This window comes from Micromonospora sp. NBRC 110037, assembly GCF_001652995.1.
Taxonomy (GTDB): domain Bacteria; phylum Actinomycetota; class Actinomycetes; order Mycobacteriales; family Micromonosporaceae; genus Micromonospora; species Micromonospora chalcea.
The window spans coordinates 2,098,712-2,118,900 of the sequence record NZ_BBVA01000002.1 but is presented as its reverse complement, the minus strand read 5'-3'; the positions used below and the strand labels follow the sequence as shown (position 1 = coordinate 2,118,900).

Genomic DNA, 20,189 nt, shown 5'->3' with positions numbered 1-20,189 from the left:
GTTGATCCTGGCCACGTCCCGTGGCCGGACCGCCCGGGGACATGGCCCGTACCGCCACCGTACGACGGCGCGCCGTGCCCGGCTCGCCAACCGCCCATCCGGGTTTCCTTCGCCACAGGCCGGGTAGTCGCCGTACCCGGCGGACCGCCCGGGGAGACGACGCGGCGGGAGGTTGGCATGGTGGGTGCTCCGCGACTGACCGGTGGGCGCTGAGATGTGCGGGATCAGCGGTGAGGCCAGGTTCGACGGGGCCACCCCCGACACCGACGCGGTGAACCGGATGACAGCGGCGATGCGTTCACGCGGCCCGGACGGTGAGGGCGCGTGGGACGACGGCTGGATCGCGCTGGGGCACCGCCGGCTGACAGTCATCGACCTGTCCGAGGCCGGCGCGCAGCCGATGGTCCGCGACGACCTCGGCCTGGCGCTCGTGTTCAACGGCTGCGTCTACAACTATCCGCAGCTGCGCGACGAACTGATCTCCGCCGGGCACACGTTCCACAGCACCAGCGACACCGAGGTGATCCTGGTGGCGTACGCGCAGTGGGGGGAGCGGTTCGTCGACCACCTGGTCGGCATGTTCGCCGTGGCGCTGGTGGACCGGCGTCGCCGCCGGCTCGTGCTGGCCCGCGACCGGCTCGGCATCAAGCCGCTCTACCTCGCCGAGTCCCCGGGCCGGCTCCGGTTCGCCTCCACGCTGCCGGCGCTGCTGGCCGGGGGCGACGTCGACACCGGCATCGACCGGGTCGCGCTGCACCACTACCTGTCCTGGCACTCGATCGTGCCGGCCCCCCGCACGATCCTGCGCGGGATCCGCAAGCTGCCCCCGGCCACCGTCCGGGTGGTGGACGCCGACGGGCACAGCCGCGAGCGCGTCTACTGGCGGCCCGAGTACCGGCGCGACCGGGCCCACGACGGCATGGACGCCGCCGACTGGCGGGCCGCCGTCGGGGACGCGCTGCGCACGGCCGTACGCCGCCGGCTGGTCGCCGACGTGCCGGTCGGGGTGCTGCTCTCCGGCGGCCTCGACTCCAGCATGATCGTCGCGCTGCTCGACGGTGCCGGGCAGCACCACCTCCAGACGTTCAGCATCGGGTTCGACAGCCGCGGCGACGAGGCCGGCGACGAGTTCCACTACTCCGACCTGGTCGCCCGCGCGTTCGGCACCGACCACCACCGCATCCAGCTCTCCGACGGCGATCTCGGCCCGGCCGTACGCGCCACCGTGGCGGCCATGACCGAACCGATGGGCAGCCATGACGTGGTGGCGTTCCACCTGCTCTCCGAGCAGGTCGCCCGGCACGTGAAGGTGGCGCAGTCGGGCCAGGGCGCCGACGAGGTGTTCGCCGGCTACGGCTACCACCACCGGCTGGCCGACGCGGCGCGGGAGAACGCCGCAGCCGAGTTCAGCGCCGCGTTCTTCGACCGCGATCACGCCGAGCTGAACCGGGTGGTCGACCCCGCGTACACCTGTGAGCGCGACGCCAGCGGCGAGCTGGTCGCCGCGGACCTGGCCGCGCCCGGCGCGCAGACCGCCGTGGACGCGGTGCTGCGCCTGGACACGCACCTGATGCTGCCCGACGACCCGGTCAAACGGGTCGACAGCATGAGCATGGCCTGGGGGCTGGAGGTGCGGACGCCGTTCCTCGACCAGGACCTGGTGACGCTCGCCGCGGCCTGCCCGCCCGAGCACAAGCTGGCCCAGGGCGGCAAGGGCGTGCTCAAGGAGGTGGCCCGGGAAGTGCTGCCGGCCGAGGTCATCGACCGGCCCAAGGGCTACTTCCCGGTGCCGGCGCTGCGCAACGTCGACGGGCCCGTGCGAGAGTTGGTGGTCGAGGCGCTCAGCGCGCCCGAGGCACGCCGGCGCGGGTTGTTCCGCCGGGAGTACGTCGACGAGCTGCTGGCCGAGCCGGACCGGGCGCAGGCCGCCGCCGGCAGCAACAAGCTGTGGCAACTGGGCCTGCTGGAGTTGTGGCTGCAGTCGCACGGCGTGAGCTGAAGGGCCGCCCGGCCCGGGGCGGCGAGAGGAGCATGGTGAAGTTCGTCATCGAGAGCGAAGCCGACGGCACCGTGGGGTTCACCGTGGTCGGCGGCGACGGGCGGGTGCTCGCCACCGGGCAGCCCTGCCCGGACAAGGGCGCGGCGCTGGCCGCGGTGGGTGAGCTGATGCACGGGCTGGGTGAAGCCTGCATCGAGGACCGCACCGGGGCGACCGCCGGGCCGGTGGCCGGCACCCGGACCGAGATCGGCGACGACATGTCGGACATCGGCCGCTCCGGCATCCCGCCGGTCTGAGGCTGCTTCCGTGGCCGCCCTCCGGGGCGGCTGGAACCCGCCCGGTCGGCCGGGCGGGTTCGTGCGCTCACTGCTCGTCGTCGAGCACGTCCGTGTGGCCGTCGCGGGTGACGGTGGGCGGGAGGTGCTCGTCCGGCTGGGGCGCCTCGGCCAGCGTGTGGTGCGGGTCGCCGTCGGGCGAGAACAGCACCCGATCGGTCTTGCGGGTCTTCTCCTGCTCCTCCTCCGGCTCAGTCACCGCGTTCTCCCTCCGCTCACCGGCGCCCCGGGCAGGCCACCTCGCCCCACGCTATGCGCCGGACGGGCCCCGGGAGCGGGTTTCCGCCCGACGGCCGCCCCGCACCCGGCCCTGGTCGTCCCGACATGCCGACCCCCTCGCCGTCACGTACGGTAGCGCCGAAGCTGAGCCCGCATGGTTGACCTCGGGCCACTTTGCTCTGCAGCCATCGACGCGACGGTGACTCACGGCTACCGCCGCGTATGAGGCTGCAGAGCAAAGTCGGCGGAGAGGCAACAGCATCGTCAACGGCCAGTTGAGCCTTTTGGCTGCTCAGATGCAGTGTGCGCGGAAAGGTGGTGCATTCGTCCGGGAAGCCGCTCCTCACTCACTGTGACGATGCGCTGCGTCGGAATCGAGGTGACGGACAGTCACCACCTGGCCTGGGCTCGGGTCGCCGAAGGGGCCGATCAGGGCGGCCACGGTGGCGTGCCGCGCGGCCGGATCGGCGCGGGTGGCCCGGGCGACGACCGCGCGTTCCGCCAGCCGGACAGGCCGTCGAGCGGGTGGCGAAGCGTGCGACCGAGCGCGTGGGCCGTGGGGCGGTCGTCGACGGTCGCGCCGCGGGTCAGCTCCTCCGGCGACAGGTAGCGGCGGGACCCGGGCAGCCGGCCGGAGTCGAGCACGAGCGGTCCCCGCCGGTACTCGTCCAGGTCGATCAGCCACATGCGGCGGGCATCGAAGTCGTAGAGGCCGGAGTCAGTCCACCACCTCGATGACGTCGCCCGGCGCGCGGCGCGGCGCCGGCGGCAGCTCGGCCTCCGGGCCCCAGCCGACGCGCACGATCAGGTACGGGCTGCCGATGCCGGCGAGCAGGTCACGCATCATCCGGCGCGGCCAGGCCAGCTCGACGGCGTCGCTGAGCGGCGCGCTGGCCAGCCCTTCGGCGGTGGCGGTGAGCAACAGCGCCGACAGCGCCTCGCCGCCGCGCAGCCAGGCGGCCGGCTCGTCGTCCTCACCGAACAGGATCAGGTACGCCGCGCCGCGGTCGAAGTCCGTGCCCGCGCTGAGGCCGGCCGCCCCGCCGGGCGCGTAGTCGCGCAGTGGCACCCGCCGTGGGGAGGGCCGCACGGCGGTGGCTGCGGGCACTCCGTCGCCGCTGCCCGGCGGCCGGTTGGTCCACCGGTTCAGCTCCTCCCGGTACGCGGGGTCGGCCAGCTCCGCCTCGGCGGCGCGGCCGGTGGACACGGCGAGCATCGGCATCTGGTCCGGCCGGACCACGTGCAGGTGGGCGCCCTCGGCTTCGACGGCTTCCCCGAGCCGGGCCAGCACCGCCTCCGGCACCGGCCGGTCGCCGTACGCCCGCCGGTCGGTGCGGCGGCGCGGGATCGCGTCGACCAGCCGGCCCGCCGGCACGTCCAGGTCGATCGGGCCGGTCGTGCGGATCCGGGCCAGCAACGACGGGTCCGACGGGTCGGGCAGCCGCTCGACCACCGCCGCCCAGCCGAACGCCGCCAGTGACACGCGCGCGTGGTGCAGGGCGGCGCCGCAGCTGAGCATCAGCAGCCGGCCGTCCGGGTCGGTATGCGTGAGCTGCCGATCCGGGTCGCCGCGCAGCTCCAGCGCGTCGGCGGTGATCCGCCACCGCCAGGGCTGGGTGTTGAACACCGACGGGGCGTGCAGGGACTGCCGGGCGGCCGCCTCCAGCACCCGTACCCTCGGGTCCTGGTCGGTGCGGGTCGGTGCGCTGGTCATGGCGGCCCTCCTGGTTGCTCGTCCCCTTCCGACCCTGCCCGCCGCCGTGGCGGGCGGACAGGGCCGGAGGTCCCGGCCGCACCGGGCCGTGCGCCCCGGCGCGACGTCAGACGGCGTCCGCCTCCGGGGGTACGGCCAGCGCGATCGTGAGGTCGAGGACGGCGGCGGGGTCGAGCAGCCGGTCGCCGAACAGCTCGCGGAGCTTGCCCATCCGGTAGCGGACGGTCTGCGGATGCACGAACAGGTCGGCGGCCACGTCGTCGCGGCGTCCCTGGTGCAGCAGCCACGACCGCAGCGTCTCGGCCAGCCGGTGCGCGGTGGCCGGGGGTAGCGCGGCCAGCGGCGCGAGGGCCTGCGCGCGCAGGTCGGCCAGGGCCTCCGGGTCCATGCTGAGCAGCAGCGTGGCCAGGTGACGCTCGGTGTCGACCGGTCCGGCGTCCGGCTCGCCGAGGCCGAGCGCGAGCGCCCGGGTGGCCCGCTGGTACGACGCGGCGACCCGGTGCCAGGGGCGGGCCGGGCCGAGCACCGCCCGGTGCCCGTGCAGCAGCCGGGTGAGCTGGCGGCGCCGGCCGCCGTGCATGTCCGGCACCAGCAGTACGGCCAGCTCCTCGACCGGGTTCATGCCGGGCAGGTCCTCGCCGCTCTCCAGCGTGTGCGGGCTGAGCAGCGCCAGAACGGCGCGCAGGTGCCGGCGGGGCAGCAGCACCACCGTCAGCGTCTGCGGCGGCGGCCAGTCGGCGCGCTCCGCGCTGCGCCGCAGCGACTCCTCCGGCTCACCGGCCAGCAACTGCTGGGTGAGCCGTTCCAGGCTGCGGCGGCGCATCCGGCCGGCGCTGGCCAGCTCGTCGGCGTGCCCGGCCACGCTCGCCGCGGACAGCTCGTCGATGTACGCGAACATCAACTCGGCGAACTCGGCCACCGTCTCGGCGGCGAGCCCGCTGCGCACCGTCGTGGTGGACACCTCACGCCAGGCCACCCGGGCGCCCACCCGGTACGCGGCCAGCAGCGCGTCCATGCTGCGCCCCGAGCGGGCCTCACCGCTGCCCAGCGCGTACGCGGCCTCCAGCGCCGGGGCCAGGGGAGTGCTCGGGTCGAACGCCTGGGTACCCTCGATGAGCTGGAGGAACGTGCCGAGCGCGATGCGTACCGCGTTTTCGATCTTCGCCCGCATGGCGCCGGTGAGCGCGCCGGAGTAGTCCGGCACCTCGGCGGTGATCGCGGAGACGGTCCGTTCGGCGACCATCGGCAGCCGGTCGCGCAGCGTCGCGGCCATGCCGGCCTCGAGGTTGAGGTGCGCGGCGCGCTGCCCAGTGCCGGCCTCCAACGTCATGTTGTTCCCTCCGAACAAAAACCCGCGACCTTTTCACCTTTGCTGGTCAAGATGTTATGCGATCGGGCGGTCACGCTGGTCATATGACCACAACTGCCTCCCGCCGCCCTCAGAAGGTCACCTTCCGGGACAGGCTGCTGCGGCTGGCCGGAACGGTCACCACGCCGGTGCTGCCCGACGACTACCTCGACCTGATCGCCCCGCTGCGCGCCGGCGCCCCGCTGCGCGGCCGGATCGTCGCCGTCCGCCCGGAGACCCGGGACGCGGCCACGCTGGTGATCCAGCCCGGCCGCGCCTGGCAGGGCCACCTGCCCGGGCAGTACATCCGCCTCGGCGTCGACGTTGACGGCGTGCGCCAGTGGCGCGCGTACTCGGTCACCTCCGCGCCGGACGCCGCCGACGGCCGGATCAGCGTCACCGTGAAGGCCATCCCCGACGGCAAGGTCAGCAACCACCTCGTACGCCGGCTCCGGCCCGGCACGATCGTGCACCTCGACCAGGCCCAGGGCGAGTTCGTGCTGCCCGCCACGACGCCCGAGCGCGTCCTGTTCCTCACCGCGGGCAGCGGCATCACCCCGGTCATGGGGATGCTGCGCTCCGGGCTGGCCGACCGGGCCGACGTGGTGCTCGTGCACTCCGCGCCCACCCGCGACGACGTCATCTTCGGTACGGAACTGCGCGCGCTCGCCGACCGCGGCGCGCTGCGGCTGGTCGAGCGGCACACCGACACCGACGGCCTGCTCGACGTCGCCGAACTCGCCGCCCTGGTGCCCGACCACCTCGACCGCGAGGCGTGGGCCTGCGGCCCGATCGGCATGCTCGACGCGGTCGAGGGGTACTGGTCCTCGAACGGCCTCGTCGAACGGTTGCACACCGAGCGGTTCCGCCCGACGGTGATCACACCGGGCGAGGGAGGCACGGTGACCTTCACCGGAGCAGGGGTGACCGTCGAGTCCGACGGCGCCACCACCCTGCTCGACGCGGGGGAGAACGCCGGAGTGCTGATGCCTTCCGGGTGCCGGATGGGCATCTGCTTCGGCTGCGTCGTACCGCTGCGCCAGGGCGCCGTCCGTGACCTGCGCAACGGCGACGTCACCACTGCCGTACCGGGGGACGGCGTGCTCGTCCAGACGTGCGTGTCGGCCGCCGCCGGTACCTGCGACATCGATCTCTGACAGGAGCCACCCACGTGACCGTCATCCAGAAGAAGGCCGTCAACCCGATCGCCCACCTGAGCGCCGAGGACATCGAGATCATCGGCAAGGAGTTGGACGCGATCCGGGACCGGGTCCTCGCCGACCGGGGGGAGCGGGACGCCCGCTACATCCGCAAGGTGGTCAAGACCCAGCGGACACTGGAGATGAGCAGTCGCGCGGTGCTGTTGTTCTCGCTGTTCCCGCCGGCCTGGATCGTCGGCACGGCCGGCCTCACGGTCGCCAAGATCCTGGAGAACATGGAGATCGGGCACAACGTCCTGCACGGCCAGTGGGACTGGATGCGCGACCCGAAGATCCACTCCACCACCTGGGAGTGGGACCACGTCTCCCCGGCCGACCAGTGGAAGCAGTCGCACAACGAGCTGCACCACCGCTACACCAACGTCGTCGGCAAGGACAACGACCTCGGGTACGGCATCATGCGCGTCGACGAGGACCAGCCGTGGCACCCGATGCACCTCGGCCAGCCGCTCTGGAACCTGATCAACGCCATGTTCTTCGAGTACGGCATCGCCGCGTACGACATGGAACTCGGCGACCACCTCAAGCAGCGCAAGCTCAAGGACCCGAAGTTCCGCGCCAAGGCCCGGGCCGTCGGCCGCAAGATCCGCCGCCAGGTGCTCAAGGACTACGTGGTGCACCCGCTGCTGTCCGGCCCGTCTTTCCTGACCACGCTCGCCGCCACGTTCACCGCGAACCTGCTGCGCAACGTGTGGAGCCACTCGGTGATCATGTGCGGGCACTTCCCGAACGGCGTGGAGACGTTCGAGAAGACCTCCATCGAGGGCGAGACGCGCGGCGAGTGGTACCTGCGCCAGATGCTCGGCTCGGCCAACATCAGCGGCAGCCGGCTGCTGCACATCATGACCGGCAACCTGTCGTACCAGATCGAGCACCACCTCTTCCCCGACCTGCCCAGCAACCGCTACCAGGAGATCGCGCCGCAGGTACGCGCGCTGTTCGACAGGTACGGCCTGCACTACACCACCGGCCCCCTGCCCAAGCAGGTCGCCTCCGCGTGGTGGAAGGTCATCCGCCTGTCGCTGCCCAACCGCAACGACAGCCGGCAGCCGGTCGCCCCGGCCCCGCTGGTCTCCTCCGGCACGGCCTGACCGCGACCGTTCGGTGCACGGCCGGTGAACTTCCACCGGCCGGCACCCGACCAGCCGCTGCACAGTCGGAATCCGCCCAGCTCAGAGCGGGTTTCGCGGCCGTCGTGACAGCCCCGCGTCCCCGTACACTCGCGCCCGTTGCGGGTGTACGGGTGAAGGGGTGTTCGACGATGCGACTCCGCCGGCGCGTGGTCATGCTCGTCGACAACGCGGTCGAGGGTGACTCGCGGGTGCAGAAGGCGGCCCGCTCGGCCGCCGACGCCGGCTGGGACGTCACGCTGATCGGCTGCGCCCACGTCGACGCCGAACGCCGCTGGCGTCTCGGCGACGCCGAGGTACGCGTCCTGCCGCTCGCCGCCGTTGCCGCCTCGGGCCGTGACGCTGGTTCACGCGACGGCTCCGGGCTGCGCGGCGTGTCCGGTCTGCGCGGTGTGTCCGGTCTGCGGGCTCGGCTGGTGGCCCGGGGCGGACTGCCGTTGCACGCGGCGCGGCTGGCCCGCCGGCCCGTCGAGCACGCCGAGGTCCGTTTCTGGCGGGCCCGGCTGCGCGACGGGGCCTGGCGGCGGCTGGAGCCGGGCCTCTGGGACTACGAACGGGTCGCCGGACCGGTCGTCGACGACCTGCGCCCCGACCTGATCCACGCGCACGACTTCCGGATGCTCGGCGTGGCCGCCCGCGCCGTCGACCGCGCCCGCGCCGCCGGACGTGACGTCAAGCTGGTCTGGGACGCGCACGAGTGGCTGCCCGGCGCGCGGCCGCGTCGGGACAACGCCCGCTGGCTGCCCGCCCACCTCGGTTACGTCCGCGAGTACGTCGGTCACGCCGACGCGGTCGTCACCGTCTCCGACACGCTCGCCGACCTGCTGGTACGCGACCACGCCCTGCCCGAACGCCCGACCGTGATCCTCAACGCCCCGATCGCCGCCACCACGGAGACATCCGCTCCCGATCTGCGGAAGCGCTGCGGTCTGCCACCGGACACGCCGCTGCTGGTCTACAGCGGGGCGATGGCCGTGCAGCGCGGCGTGGACACGGTGGTCGAGGCGTTGCCGCTGCTGCCCGGCGCACACCTGGCGCTTGTCGTCGCCGACCCGGCCGCCGCCTACGTCCGCCAGGTCGTCGCCCGGGCGGCCCGGCACGGGGTGGGGGACCGGGTGCACGTGCTGCCGTACGTGCCGCACCGCCAGCTCGTCGCGTTCCTCGCCACCGCCGACATCGGGCTGATCCCGCTGCACCACTGGCCCAACCACGAGATCGCGCTGATCACCAAGTTCTTCGAGTACGCGCACGCGCGGCTGCCGATCGTGGTCAGCGACGTCCGCACCATGGCCGAGACGGTCCGGGCCACCGGGCAGGGCGAGGTGTTCCGTGCCCGCGACGCCGCCGACCTGGCCCATGCCGTGCGGGCGGTGCTCGCGGATCCGGCCCGTTACCGCGCGGCGTACGAGGGTGAGGACTCCCCGCTCCCGGGGTGGACGTGGGAGGCGCAGGCCGAACGCCTCGACGCCCTCTACCGCCGCCTGCTCACCCCCATTCGCTGACGCCCGCCCGGGTGGAACACCACGGGTGTCTCCGGCCCGTTTTGACACCCATGGCGTTCCACCCGCCCTTCGGGAGGCATGGTCAACTCCAGCTCGGCGAAGTGGCGGGATCCGAGTGCCGGTGACCCCGCCATTTCGGGGGGGTGGTGTTGATCATGCGAGGGCGAGGGCGGGGCGGGGGAAAAGGGGTGGGCGGGACAGGGGCGGCCGGGCTAGCGTCGAGGTATGCAGAGCAGGCGCAGTCTTACCGCCGCGGCCGCGCGAGCTTCCCGCTCGCCGGTTGCCGCCGCCTGACCTGCCCCACACCCACGCCGGCGACCGGAAACGGTCCGCCGGCGTCGTCGTGTCGACGCCAACGCGCGCGGCGGGCCGTCCGGTCACCCGTACCCGGAAGGCATCCGCCATGACACCCGACGACATCACCCGGACGTTCCTGGACCACTACCACCGGCACGACCATCAGCGCGCGCCGGAGAGCTCACTCATTCCGCCGCCCGGTGACCCGGTGCTGTTCACCACGTCCGGCATGCACCCGCTCACGCCGTACCTGCTGGGGCGCCCGCACCCGGGCGGGCGGCGACTGGCGAACGTGCAGCGGTGCCTGCGCACCACGGACCTGGACGAGGTCGGCGACGACACCCACCTGACGGTGTTCCAGATGCTCGGCTCCTGGTCGCTCGGCGACTACGACATCGCGACCAGCCTGCGCTGGGGCTTCGACCTGCTCACCGACGGGTTCGGCATCCCGGTGGAGAGGCTGCACGCCACGGTCTTCGGCGGCGGCAACGGTGAAGGACCGGACGACACCGCGCGGGACACCTGGACCAGGCTCGGTGTGCCGGTGGAGGCGCTGGGCGAGGACAACTGGTGGTCCAACGGCCCGACCGGCCCCTGCGGACCGGACTCGGAGATCTTCGTGTGGACCGGCGACGGCCCGCCCACCGGCACGCCCAGCAGCGACGCGCGGTGGGTGGAGGTGTGGAACCACGTGCAGATGCGCTACCACAGGCACCCCGACGGGCGGCTCACGCCGCTGCCGCACTCCAGCATCGACACCGGCATGGGCCTGGAACGGCTGGAGATGGTGTTGCGCGGCGACCGGTCCGTGTTCACCGGCGACGGGCTGCGCCGGTGGGTGGACGAGGTAGGCAACTGGGGCCTGCGCGGCACGGACCTGCGCGTGGTCGCCGACCACCTGCGGTCCGCGGTGGTCGTGCTCGGTGACGGGGTACGCCCCGGCAACACCGGCCGCGGGTACGTGCTGCGGCGGCTGCTGCGCCGCGCGCTCACGGTGCTGTGGCGCGACGACCCGGCGCGCAGCCTCGACGGGCTGCCGCCCGAGCTGTACGCGGACACGCTGCGCCGCTTCCGTCAGCTGCCCGATCCGGGCACGCCGCCCGGCGAGCGACCGGTCGACGTCGGCTCGCTGCACGCCACGCTGGTGGACGAGGAACGTCGCTTCCGCGGGCTGCTGCGACGCGGACGGCCGCTCGTGGACCGGGTACGGGAGCGCGGGCCGCTGACCGAGCACGACTACCACTGGCTGCACGACACCCACGGCTTGCCCCGCGACCTGGTCGACGGCCTGCTCGCCGAGACGAGCTGAGCAGCGGCCGGGGGAGCGGGCCGGGCGGGCACCAGCCGGGGAGCAGCAGCCGGCTCAGCGGTGGCCGCCCGGCCGGGCCGGTGCCAGACTCGGAGGCGGACGCGAGGGAAGCGGACGCCGCCGTGAGGAGAGGGCAGCCGATGACCGAGGTACGGCCGGACGAGGAGACGGTGCCGCTGCTCGGCGCCGAGGTGCGCATCGCCGACGCGGCGGGCCTGCTCGCCGCCGCCGTCGACGGGCCGGTGGAGCTGCTGGTCGACGGCGACTTCCCGGCCCCGGTGCGGGAGGTGCTCTGCACCGTGCGCGCCGACACCGCGCACGGGCCGCCGGCGCACCGCTTCGAGGCGTACCTGCGGGTGGAGAGCACCCCGGCGGGCCTGCTCGCTCTCGGTCTGGCCGGGCCGGTCGGCGTGCTGCTCGCCGAGCGGCTGGCCGCCCGCGGCGGCGACGGCCCGGCCGCCGCGGTGGGCCGGATGGCCGCGGAGGCCGGACGGCGGATCTGGCCGCGGCCGGTCGCCACGCTCGCCGCGCCGCCCGGCGACGAGGCGGGCCGGGAGGTGCTGCGCGCGGCCCGGGAAGCCGGGTTGCGGCCCCGCGTCGACCAGGACAACGGCACGGTACGCATCCACGCCGACGTACCAAGCGCCGACGTGGGTCCGGCGCACCTGACGGCGATGCTCGGCCTGCTGCTCCAGGCCGTACGCGAGTTGTCCGGCGACAGCGACGAGCCGACCGTGCTGCGCGGACGGACGTACGTCGTGGGGCGGCGACCGGTGACGGCGGCGGCGGGGCCGCGCAGCGCGACCGTGACCCTCGACCAGGTCGGCGGCCTGCCCGACGTGGTCGCGCAGTTCCGGGAGGTGGCGGTGTCGTTCCGGCACCCGGCGGCGATGGCCCGCTGGGGCGCGCGCCGGCCGCAGGGCATCCTGATGTACGGGCCGCCCGGCACCGGCAAGACCATGCTGGCCCGGGCCCTCGCGAACGAGATCGGCGCGGACTTCGTGGAGATCCGCACCCCGGAGATCCTGGACAAGTACCTCGGCGGCTCGGAACGCAACATCAAGCGCATTTTCCGGGAGGCACGCCGCTACCGGCGGCCCACCGTGATGCTGTTCGACGAGTTCGACTCGATCATCAGCTACGCCGGCGCCGGCGGCGACGCGGCCAGCCAGGCCGTCAACGCGGTAGCGGGCATCTTCAAGCAGGAGATGAACACGCTGTTCGAGGAGAACCCCGACGTCATCGTGGTCGCCACCACCAACTTCCCGCACCGCGTCGACGCCTCGCTGATCCGCTCCGGCCGTTTCGACCTGAAGATCGCCATTCCGGCGCCGGACGAGAACGGACGCGCGGAGATCCTCACCAAGATGATCCGCGAGCTGATCGACCGGCACGAACGGCCGGGCTTCACAATGTTCGCCGACGACCTCGACCCGGCCGCCCTCGCGGCCGACACGGCCGGGCTGACCGGCGCGGACCTTCGCGAGGCGCTGCGCCGGGTGCAACTCGCCAAGGCGCTCCGGGAAGCGGCGGAGGGTGCGCCGCCGGCTCCGATCGGTCAGGATGACGTGCGGGAGGCCGTCGCCGGGTTGCGCCGCGGCTGACCGGAAGGAGTCCACGTTGTCCTCGTCCGATCTGCTGCTGTCCCGCCGCGACCTCACGTTCCTGCTGCACGACTGGCTGGACGTGACCCGGCTGACCGAGCGCCCCCGCTACGCCGAGCACACCAGGGAGACCGTCGACGCGGTGCTGGACCTCGCCGCCCAGGTGGCCGCCGAGCGGTTCGCCCCGCACAACCGGGCCGCCGACACCGGCGAGCCCACGTTCGACGGGCAGCGGGTACGGACCATCCCGCAGGTCAAGGCCGCGCTGGAGGCGTTCGCCGAGACCGGGCTGCTCGCCGCCACCATGGACGAGTCGGTCGGCGGGCTGCAACTGCCGCACGTGGTGGCCGCCGCCGCGTTCGCCTGGTTCCAGGCCGCCAACGTGGGCACGTCCGCGTACCCGATGCTCACCCTCGGCAACGCCAACCTGCTGCTCGCCCACGGCAGCGCCGAGCAGATCGACACCTGGGTACGCCCCATGGTCGAGGGCCGGTTCTTCGGCACCATGTGCCTGTCCGAACCGCAGGCCGGCAGTTCCCTGACCGACCTCACCACGCGGGCCGAGCCGCAGGACGACGGCACGTACCGGATCGTCGGCACCAAGATGTGGATCTCCGGCGGCGACCACGAACTCGCCGAGAACATCGTCCACCTGGTGCTGGCGCGCATCCCCGGCGCGCCGGCCGGCGTGAAGGGCCTGTCGCTGTTCATCGTGCCGAAGGTGCTGCTCGACGACGACGGCAGCCTCGGGCCGCGCAACGACGTGGTGCTGGTCGGCCTCAACCACAAGCTCGGCTACCGGGGCACCACCAACACGCTGCTCAACTTCGGCGAGGGCGTGCACCGGCCGTACGGGCGGGCCGGGGCGGTCGGCTACCTGGTGGGGCAGCCGCACCAGGGGCTCGCGGTCATGTTCCACATGATGAACGAGGCGCGCATCGGCATCGGGGCCGGCGCCACGGCGCTCGGCTACACCGCGTACCTGAAGTCCGTCGCGTACGCCCGGCAGCGCCCGCAGGGACGGCCGGTCGCAGACAAGGACCCCACCACGCCGCAGGTGCCGATCGTCGCCCACCCCGACGTACGCCGGATGCTGCTGGCCCAGAAGAGCTACGTCGAGGGCGCGCTCGCGCTGGTGCTCTACTGCGGACGGCTGCTCGACGAGCAGAAGACCGCGCCCGCCGAGGCCGACCGCGAACGGGCGCAACTGCTGCTGGACCTGCTCACCCCGATCACCAAGAGCTGGCCGGCGCAGTGGTGCCTGGCCGCCAACGACCTGGCCATCCAGGTGCACGGCGGGTACGGCTACACCCGCGACTACGACGTCGAGCAGCACTGGCGCGACAACCGGCTCAACGCCATCCACGAGGGCACCCACGGCATCCAGGCCCTCGACCTGCTCGGCCGCAAGGTCATTATGCGCGACGGCGCCGCGCTGGAACTCCTGCTGGAGACAATCCGCGGCACCGTGACCCGGGCGTGGAAGGCCGAGGGGTTCGCCTCCGAGCTGGCCGGTCAGCTCGGCGCGGCGGTGGACCGGATCGCCGTGGTGACGCGGCGGTTGTGGGCGTCGGGCGACCCGGAGCTGGCGCTGGCGAACGCCTCGGTGTACCTGGAGGCGGTCGGGCACGTGGTGATCGCGTGGATGTGGCTGGAGCAGGTGCTGGCGGTGGAGGCGCTGGGGTCGCCGGACGGGGCCGAGGGGGAGTTCCTGGCGGGGAAGAGGCAGGCGGCGCGGTACTTCTACAGGTGGGAGCTGCCGAAGGTGGGGGCGCAGTTCGACCTGCTGGAAGGGCTGGACCGGACCACGCTGGACATGCGCGAGAGCTGGTTCTGAGCAGTCGACAAGTCCTTCGTTGTCACCCACACCATCGGATCACGTCAATTCTTGCGGGCACGATACGCAGATTCAGCAGTACGTCCTCACAGGCTTCGGGCCCGAAGCCTGCCGCCACGATGTGCACCGGCGAACACGCCATGTCGAGCGTCACGCTGCCCAAGGGGCGCTTCTCGGTGCCGGTCACCACCAGGGTCGTGTCCCGCATTGTCACGTCCTCGATCGTGACGTCGTAGCCCAGCACAGGACGGTCGCCTACCGAGAGCATGACGACCGTCTCACGTATGAGGTCTGCTCCGCGAAGCGTACGCCGACCGACGGCCCTCCGAGGTGGGCGCTTCTCAACCGTCCTGATGCCGCCACCGCGACCCGATTACGAGTCGTGAGGGACGTCTCGCGGCAGATGCGCGCCGCCTGGCCCTCGTCCGTGAACCGGCGAGAATTTGACCAGCCGACAGTGTCGTTGTCGGTCAGTACGCGCAGGGACGGCCTGGTGTCATGCAGACGACCAGTCATTTCCGTGCTGTGGCAAGAGACGGCCATGGAGTGGTGTGGCGCACCACTCACGGGGAGGCAACCCGCGCTGCGGTACCGACATGTCCACCGGATGCGGGTCGCTGACATTTCCAGCAGACGCTTCGACGGTCGCCGTCCCGAGGCTCCGACATCTTCCGGGCGGCATGCGGCAGCTGGCGGCCTGGGAGCACCGGTAGTTGCTGCACCTCAGCCTCTGACGCGGCGGGTCGCGTACCCGACAGTGTCTCTATTCGGCAGCGTGAATTATTGGCTGTCGCCTCGCCGTTTCGGGGCGGACGGAGGAGATACCGATGTTTGAGAAGCGGCTGGCTGACGCTGTACCCGTTCAAGCACAACATTCCACCGACCGAGCAACGGGCGAGCCAACCTGCCCTGATGACCTCCTCCGGTCGGTAGACGACTTGGTGCGGCGCGTTGACGATCTTCGGCGGTCCCTACGAGGCGCCGAAGCGTTGCGGCTGATCGAAGATGCGCTGGCACAGATGTCCGATCCACCCGTAGCACTCGTGGTCGCACATGGGCGAATACTGCTCGCCCTGCACCGGCCTAACGATGCGGCCGAAGTACTTCGTCGTTCGTACGAGCTGGACGATGGATCCCCTGACGTGTCCGCTTGGCTGATCGCGAGCTTGAGCCGAGGCCGGCACTATGACGACGCCGCGGCTTTGACTGCGGATCTTTGTGAGCGCTTCTTCGGTAATGCCCTCGTACGCATCGCGACCGGGCGTTTCCTACTTGACCAGTACAGATTCGAAGAGGCGCTGCCCTACTTCCGGGAAGCCTTCACACTCGATTCGGAAGACCCCAGAGCACTGCGCTGGCTGCTATATGGGCTCCGCCGCGCTCGCCGCTTCGACGAGGTCGAGGCCTTGGCCGCCATGACTGAGCTGGCCGGCATGCCTCAGATCGAGTATGCGCGAAGTCAGCTTGACCGCTATCAGTTTGAGTGTGTACTCGCGGGACTGAGCGAGGTCACTGACGAGCGCATGGAGGTGCCGGCACTGCAGACAAGACTAGAGGCACTGCGCAGTCTGCACCGGCTCGACGAGGCCCAGCGGCTCACCGAGGAGAACCTCGACCGTCGACCCGAAAATCCTCGGCTTTGGATCGAACTGGGTTGGGTCTTCGGTGATCGACACCGTCTCGAAGAGGCTCTAGCCGCGTTCAATAAAGCCCTCACAGTCGATCCGACTGATGCCGAAGCGCTTGAGTGGCGCACCACAGCGCTCAGACGTATGCACGGGTGGAGGGAAGCGGAGCAGGCTGCTCAAGAAGCTATTGCTCGGAGGCCGGAAGTACCCGAGTTGTACCTGGAGCTCGGGTACCTGCACCAGGACCAGCACGACTACGGGCGCGCCCTCGGCGCCTTCGAGCAAGCCCTCGCCATCGACCCAAAGCACGAGACGGCTCTCGAGTGGCGCGTCACCGAACTACGGCGGCTGCGAGACTTCGACCATGCTGAGCAGGCCACTTGTGAAGCAATCACTCAACGACCCGACTCGCTGGCGCTGCGCCTCCAACTCGGCTACCTGTATGACGACCAGCACGACTACGAGCGCGCCCTCGGCGCCTTCGAGCAAGCCCTCGCGATCGACCCGAAGCATGAATGGGCCCTGGTATGGCGCGTCACCGAACTACGGCGGCTGCGAGACTTCGACCAAGCTGAGCAGGCCGCCCACGAAGCAATCACCCAACGCCCCGACACGCCCAATTTGCGTATTGAACTCGGCTATCTGTACGACGAGCTTTACGACTACGAGCGCGCCCTCGGCGCCTTCGAGCAAGCCCTCGCCATCGACCCAAAGCACGAGACGGCTCTCGAGTGGCGCGTCACCGAACTACGGCGGCTGCGACGCTTCGACCAAGCTGAGCAGGCCGCCCACGAAGCAATCACCCAACGCCCCGACACGCCCAATTTGCGTATTGAACTCGGCTATCTGTACGACGAGCTTTACGACTACGAGCGCGCCCTCGGCGCCTTCGAGCAAGCTCTCGCGATCGACCCGAAGCATGAATGGGCCCTGGTATGGCGCGTCACCGAACTACGGCGGCTGCGACGCTTCGACCAAGCTGAGCAGGCCACTTGTGAAGCAATCAGCCAACGACCCGACTCGCTGGCGCTGCGCCTCCAACTCGGCTACCTACACCAGGAGCAGCACGACTACGAGCGCGCCCTCGGTGCCTTCGAGCAAGCCCTCGCGATCGACCCGAAGCATGAATGGGCCCTCGTAGGACGCATCACCGAACTGCGACAGCTCCGACGCTTCGACCAAGCCGAGCAGGCCGCCCACGAAGCAATCACCCAACGACCCGACTCATTGGCGCTGCACCTTCGACTCGGCTATCTGTACGACGAGCTTTACGACTACGAGCGCGCCCTCGGCGCCTTCGAGCAAGCCCTCGCGATCGACCCGAAGCACGAGACGGCTCTCGAGTGGCGCATCACCGAACTGCGGCGGCTGCGACGCTTCGACCAAGCTGAGCAGGCCGCCCACGAAGCAATCACCCAACGCCCCGACACGCCCAATTTGCGTATTGAACTCGGCTATCTGTACGACGAGCTTTACGACTACCAACAGGCGCTCGGCGCCTTCGAGCAAGCCCTCGCGATCGACCCGAAGCATGAATGGGCCCTGGTATGGCGCGTCACCGAACTACGGCGGCTGCGACGCTTCGACCAAGCTGAGCAGGCCACTTGTGAAGCAATCAGCCAACGACCCGACTCGCTGGCGCTGCGCCTCGAACTCGGCTACCTGTATGACGACCAGCACGACTACGAGCGCGCCCTCGGTGCCTTCGAGCAAGCCCTCGCGATCGACCCGAAGCATGAATGGGCCCTCGTAGGACGCATCACCGAACTACGACAGCTCCGACGCTTCGACCAAGCCGAGCAGGCCGCCCACGAAGCAATCACCCAACGACCCGACTCGTTGGCGCTGCACCTTCGACTCGGCTACCTGTATGACGACCAGCACGACTACGAGCGCGCCCTCGGCGCCTTCGAGCAAGCCCTCGCGATCGACCCGAAGCATGAATGGGCCCTCGCATGGCGCATCACCGAACTACGACAGCTGCGACGCTTCGACCAAGCTGAGCAGGCCACCCGGGAAGCAATCACCCAACGACCCGACTCGCTGGCACTGCGCCTCGAACTAGCGAATATCGCCGAAGACACGGGCAATTGGAGCGATGCATTGACCGCCGTGCACGACGCCCTCGCCCTCGACACAAGCAACGAGTCGGCGTTGACGGCACAGATTCGGGTCATGCGGGTGTCGCGCGACCTGGTGGGTGCGTTGGCAGCAGCCCAAAGAGCAGTCGACGTTCGACCAGACAGCGTGGAAGTGCTCGTCGAACTGGCGCAATTGCACGCTGCCCGGTTTGAGGACCGGCGGGCTCTGGAGGTGCTTGACCGAGCACTGGCCATCGACCCGGGCCATGCGCAGGTAGTCGAACGCCGGGTGGCTGCACTTCAGCGACTTCAACGGCATCTGGACGCCGAGCAGTGCGCGCGCGTAGCGATCATGTTGCGGCCGACAGCCGAGTCACTGCACATAAGCCTGGGACAAGTCTTCGAAGATCGCATTCAACCACGGGAGGCGCTCGCCTGCTACGAGGCCGCCGCGCGCTGCAACCCGCGCGATCCCCGTGCGCTGATCGGACAATCAGCAGCGCTTCGGGCACTGCGCAGCTATACAGAGGCCGAACGGTTAATCGCCCCCGTGGTACGGGAGCAGCCACATCTGCGTGCACTGACGGTAGAACTGGCGTGGATCCAGCACGACTCAGGACGCCTGCCAGAATCACGAGCGTCCTTCGCTCGGCTCGAGCGCGAGGCGCTGTCGGACGATGAACGTGCGGAGTCAATCGCTGGGCTGGGTTGGGTCGACTTCGCCTGTGGCGACTACACGGCCGCCGAGGAGCACTTCGGCCGGGCGATCGCACTAATGCCAAAGGACCGCGAATACCGGCTGGCTCGCGCATGGGCGCTGGTACGGCACGACGAACGAGCTCAGTGGGAAGAGGCCGAGCAGATGTGCCTTGAGCTGCTCGACGAGCAGCAGGACGCCGCAGTGCTGGTGTGCGCAGGCGTCATCGATTACCGGCTCGGCCGGCTGCCCGCGGCCGAGTACCATCTAGCGAAGGCGCTCGATGTTGACCCATACAGAGGCAGCCACACGGACCTTGCCGCCCTGTACACGCAGCTCGGTCGATACGAGGAAGCAGAAGCGCACCTGCGCATCGCCATCACACAAGACCCATACAACGCGGCGGCTCAGGTCGAACTGGGACACCTCCATCTGCTGACCAAGGCACCGCAGGAGGCGGCCCGAAAATTCCGAACGGTACTACGCGTGGACCCGTCGATTCAGGTTGCGGCACTCGGGCTAGCAGAGGCTTTGGCCACGCTGGGTCAACCGCGCGAGGCGGAGGACGTACTGCGGGAAGGACTACGCACGGCGGCTACACCCTGGCGATTGCATCTGGCCTTAGCGCGTTTGCTGTTCCATCAGGCGGACGCGACACAGAACGACGATGTCTTCGCCGAGGCATACGCCGAGGCCATCGAAGCAATCAAAGAAGCGCCCGCCAACGAACCCGACCCCTACTACGTTGCGGCCGTGTGCAAGGTACGGCTGGGTGCGACGACTACAGCCGGCGCGCTGGGCGATGCCCACTCGCGGCGACAAGCGCTGCGGCACTTGAACCGCTGCTTGAGCATCGAGGAGGGGCACGTGGACGCGCAGCGGGTGGTGCAGCTGCTCGATCGGGAGAACCGAGCAGCCCGCACCGCCGCGCTTGGTACGGCCACCGTGGCTACTGTCGCCCTGGGCCTGCTCGCCGTGATGTGGACCGCCTTCTTCCTCTCGAGCCGCGTCACGGTCGTCATGATCACGACCATCACGCCCATCCTGGTAGGGCTAGTCGCGGTCGCCGTGCTCCTACCGTCGCTCATACGGCTGAAGCTACCGGGCTTCGAAGCCGACCTTCAGGCAGGGCTGGGACAAATCACATCCGGGCCCACCGGCGAGGTAGTAATCCGGCCGGGCAACCTCGCAATCAGCACCGGTCCTGTCGGCCACGCGCCGAATCATCGACGTTCAGAGGACCGTCACCGAAGATGACCCACGCCCAGC

Annotated in this window: 14 protein-coding genes; 9 read left to right on the top strand and 5 right to left on the bottom strand. The window is 70.7% G+C overall.

Annotated elements, in window-relative coordinates:
- Positions 1–214: 214 nt before the first annotated feature.
- Complete coding sequence (locus A4R25_RS08760; protein ID WP_064446251.1) at positions 215–1,999, top strand: N-acetylglutaminylglutamine amidotransferase; 1,785 nt, start codon at positions 215–217, stop codon at positions 1,997–1,999.
- A gap of 32 nt (positions 2,000–2,031) precedes the next feature.
- Positions 2,032–2,295, top strand: coding sequence for a hypothetical protein (locus A4R25_RS08755; protein ID WP_222948895.1), 264 nt, complete (start codon positions 2,032–2,034; stop codon positions 2,293–2,295).
- A gap of 67 nt (positions 2,296–2,362) precedes the next feature.
- Here A4R25_RS08755 and A4R25_RS31425 read toward each other — a convergent pair whose 3' ends face one another.
- The 4 genes from A4R25_RS31425 to A4R25_RS08740 form a co-directional block, all read right to left on the bottom strand.
- Entirely contained in the window at positions 2,363–2,533 is a 171-nt protein-coding gene (locus A4R25_RS31425) for a hypothetical protein (protein WP_013285860.1), read from the bottom strand.
- 449 nt (positions 2,534–2,982) lie between these two features.
- The gene (locus tag A4R25_RS08750; RefSeq protein WP_231915462.1) at positions 2,983–3,240 is read right to left on the bottom strand and encodes a hypothetical protein; all 258 of its coding nucleotides are present in this window, start codon (positions 3,238–3,240) and stop codon (positions 2,983–2,985) included.
- Between the two features lie 31 nt (positions 3,241–3,271).
- Positions 3,272–4,267, bottom strand: a complete 996-nt coding sequence (locus tag A4R25_RS08745) for a nitroreductase family protein (RefSeq protein WP_064446250.1) — start codon at positions 4,265–4,267, stop codon at positions 3,272–3,274.
- A gap of 106 nt (positions 4,268–4,373) precedes the next feature.
- Complete coding sequence (locus A4R25_RS08740) at positions 4,374–5,597, bottom strand: CdaR family transcriptional regulator (protein ID WP_064446249.1); 1,224 nt, start codon at positions 5,595–5,597, stop codon at positions 4,374–4,376.
- Positions 5,598–5,680: 83 nt separating this feature from the next.
- Between A4R25_RS08740 and A4R25_RS08735 the strand changes: the two genes are divergently transcribed.
- The 6 genes from A4R25_RS08735 (at position 5,681) to A4R25_RS08710 (ending at position 14,514) form a co-directional block, all read left to right on the top strand.
- Positions 5,681–6,772: a ferredoxin reductase gene (locus A4R25_RS08735; protein ID WP_064446248.1), complete on the top strand. Its 1,092-nt coding sequence runs from the start codon at positions 5,681–5,683 to the stop codon at positions 6,770–6,772.
- A gap of 14 nt (positions 6,773–6,786) precedes the next feature.
- Complete coding sequence (locus tag A4R25_RS08730) at positions 6,787–7,926, top strand: acyl-CoA desaturase (RefSeq protein WP_043324718.1); 1,140 nt, start codon at positions 6,787–6,789, stop codon at positions 7,924–7,926.
- Positions 7,927–8,120: 194 nt separating this feature from the next.
- Positions 8,121–9,467, top strand: a complete 1,347-nt coding sequence (locus tag A4R25_RS08725) for a glycosyltransferase family 4 protein (protein ID WP_231915492.1) — start codon at positions 8,121–8,123, stop codon at positions 9,465–9,467.
- Between the two features lie 403 nt (positions 9,468–9,870).
- A complete protein-coding gene (locus A4R25_RS08720; protein ID WP_064446246.1) occupies positions 9,871–11,073 on the top strand; it encodes an alanine--tRNA ligase-related protein in 1,203 nt (400 codons plus the stop codon).
- A 140-nt stretch (positions 11,074–11,213) separates the two neighbouring features.
- Positions 11,214–12,677 (top strand): 26S protease regulatory subunit, encoded by a 1,464-nt coding sequence (locus A4R25_RS08715; protein WP_064446245.1) that lies wholly within the window; start codon positions 11,214–11,216, stop codon positions 12,675–12,677.
- A 16-nt stretch (positions 12,678–12,693) separates the two neighbouring features.
- Positions 12,694–14,514, top strand: a complete 1,821-nt coding sequence (locus tag A4R25_RS08710) for an acyl-CoA dehydrogenase (protein ID WP_064446244.1) — start codon at positions 12,694–12,696, stop codon at positions 14,512–14,514.
- A gap of 22 nt (positions 14,515–14,536) precedes the next feature.
- Here A4R25_RS08710 and A4R25_RS08705 read toward each other — a convergent pair whose 3' ends face one another.
- Positions 14,537–14,758: a hypothetical protein gene (locus A4R25_RS08705; protein ID WP_064446243.1), complete on the bottom strand. Its 222-nt coding sequence runs from the start codon at positions 14,756–14,758 to the stop codon at positions 14,537–14,539.
- Between the two features lie 583 nt (positions 14,759–15,341).
- Between A4R25_RS08705 and A4R25_RS08700 the strand changes: the two genes are divergently transcribed.
- Complete coding sequence (locus A4R25_RS08700) at positions 15,342–20,177, top strand: tetratricopeptide repeat protein (protein ID WP_082930935.1); 4,836 nt, start codon at positions 15,342–15,344, stop codon at positions 20,175–20,177.
- The last annotated feature ends 12 nt before the right edge of the window (positions 20,178–20,189 follow it).

Coding starts and splice junctions, on each gene's coding strand:
- A4R25_RS08760 (WP_064446251.1), top strand. CDS start 215: ATGTGCGGGATCAGCGGTGAGGCCAGGTTCGACGGGGCCACCCCCGAC.
- A4R25_RS08755 (WP_222948895.1), top strand. CDS start 2,032: ATGGTGAAGTTCGTCATCGAGAGCGAAGCCGACGGCACCGTGGGGTTC.
- A4R25_RS08750 (WP_231915462.1), bottom strand. CDS start 3,240: ATGTGGCTGATCGACCTGGACGAGTACCGGCGGGGACCGCTCGTGCTC.
- A4R25_RS08745 (WP_064446250.1), bottom strand. CDS start 4,267: ATGACCAGCGCACCGACCCGCACCGACCAGGACCCGAGGGTACGGGTG.
- A4R25_RS08740 (WP_064446249.1), bottom strand. CDS start 5,597: ATGACGTTGGAGGCCGGCACTGGGCAGCGCGCCGCGCACCTCAACCTC.
- A4R25_RS08735 (WP_064446248.1), top strand. CDS start 5,681: ATGACCACAACTGCCTCCCGCCGCCCTCAGAAGGTCACCTTCCGGGAC.
- A4R25_RS08725 (WP_231915492.1), top strand. CDS start 8,121: ATGCTCGTCGACAACGCGGTCGAGGGTGACTCGCGGGTGCAGAAGGCG.
- A4R25_RS08720 (WP_064446246.1), top strand. CDS start 9,871: ATGACACCCGACGACATCACCCGGACGTTCCTGGACCACTACCACCGG.
- A4R25_RS08715 (WP_064446245.1), top strand. CDS start 11,214: ATGACCGAGGTACGGCCGGACGAGGAGACGGTGCCGCTGCTCGGCGCC.
- A4R25_RS08700 (WP_082930935.1), top strand. CDS start 15,342: ATGTTTGAGAAGCGGCTGGCTGACGCTGTACCCGTTCAAGCACAACAT.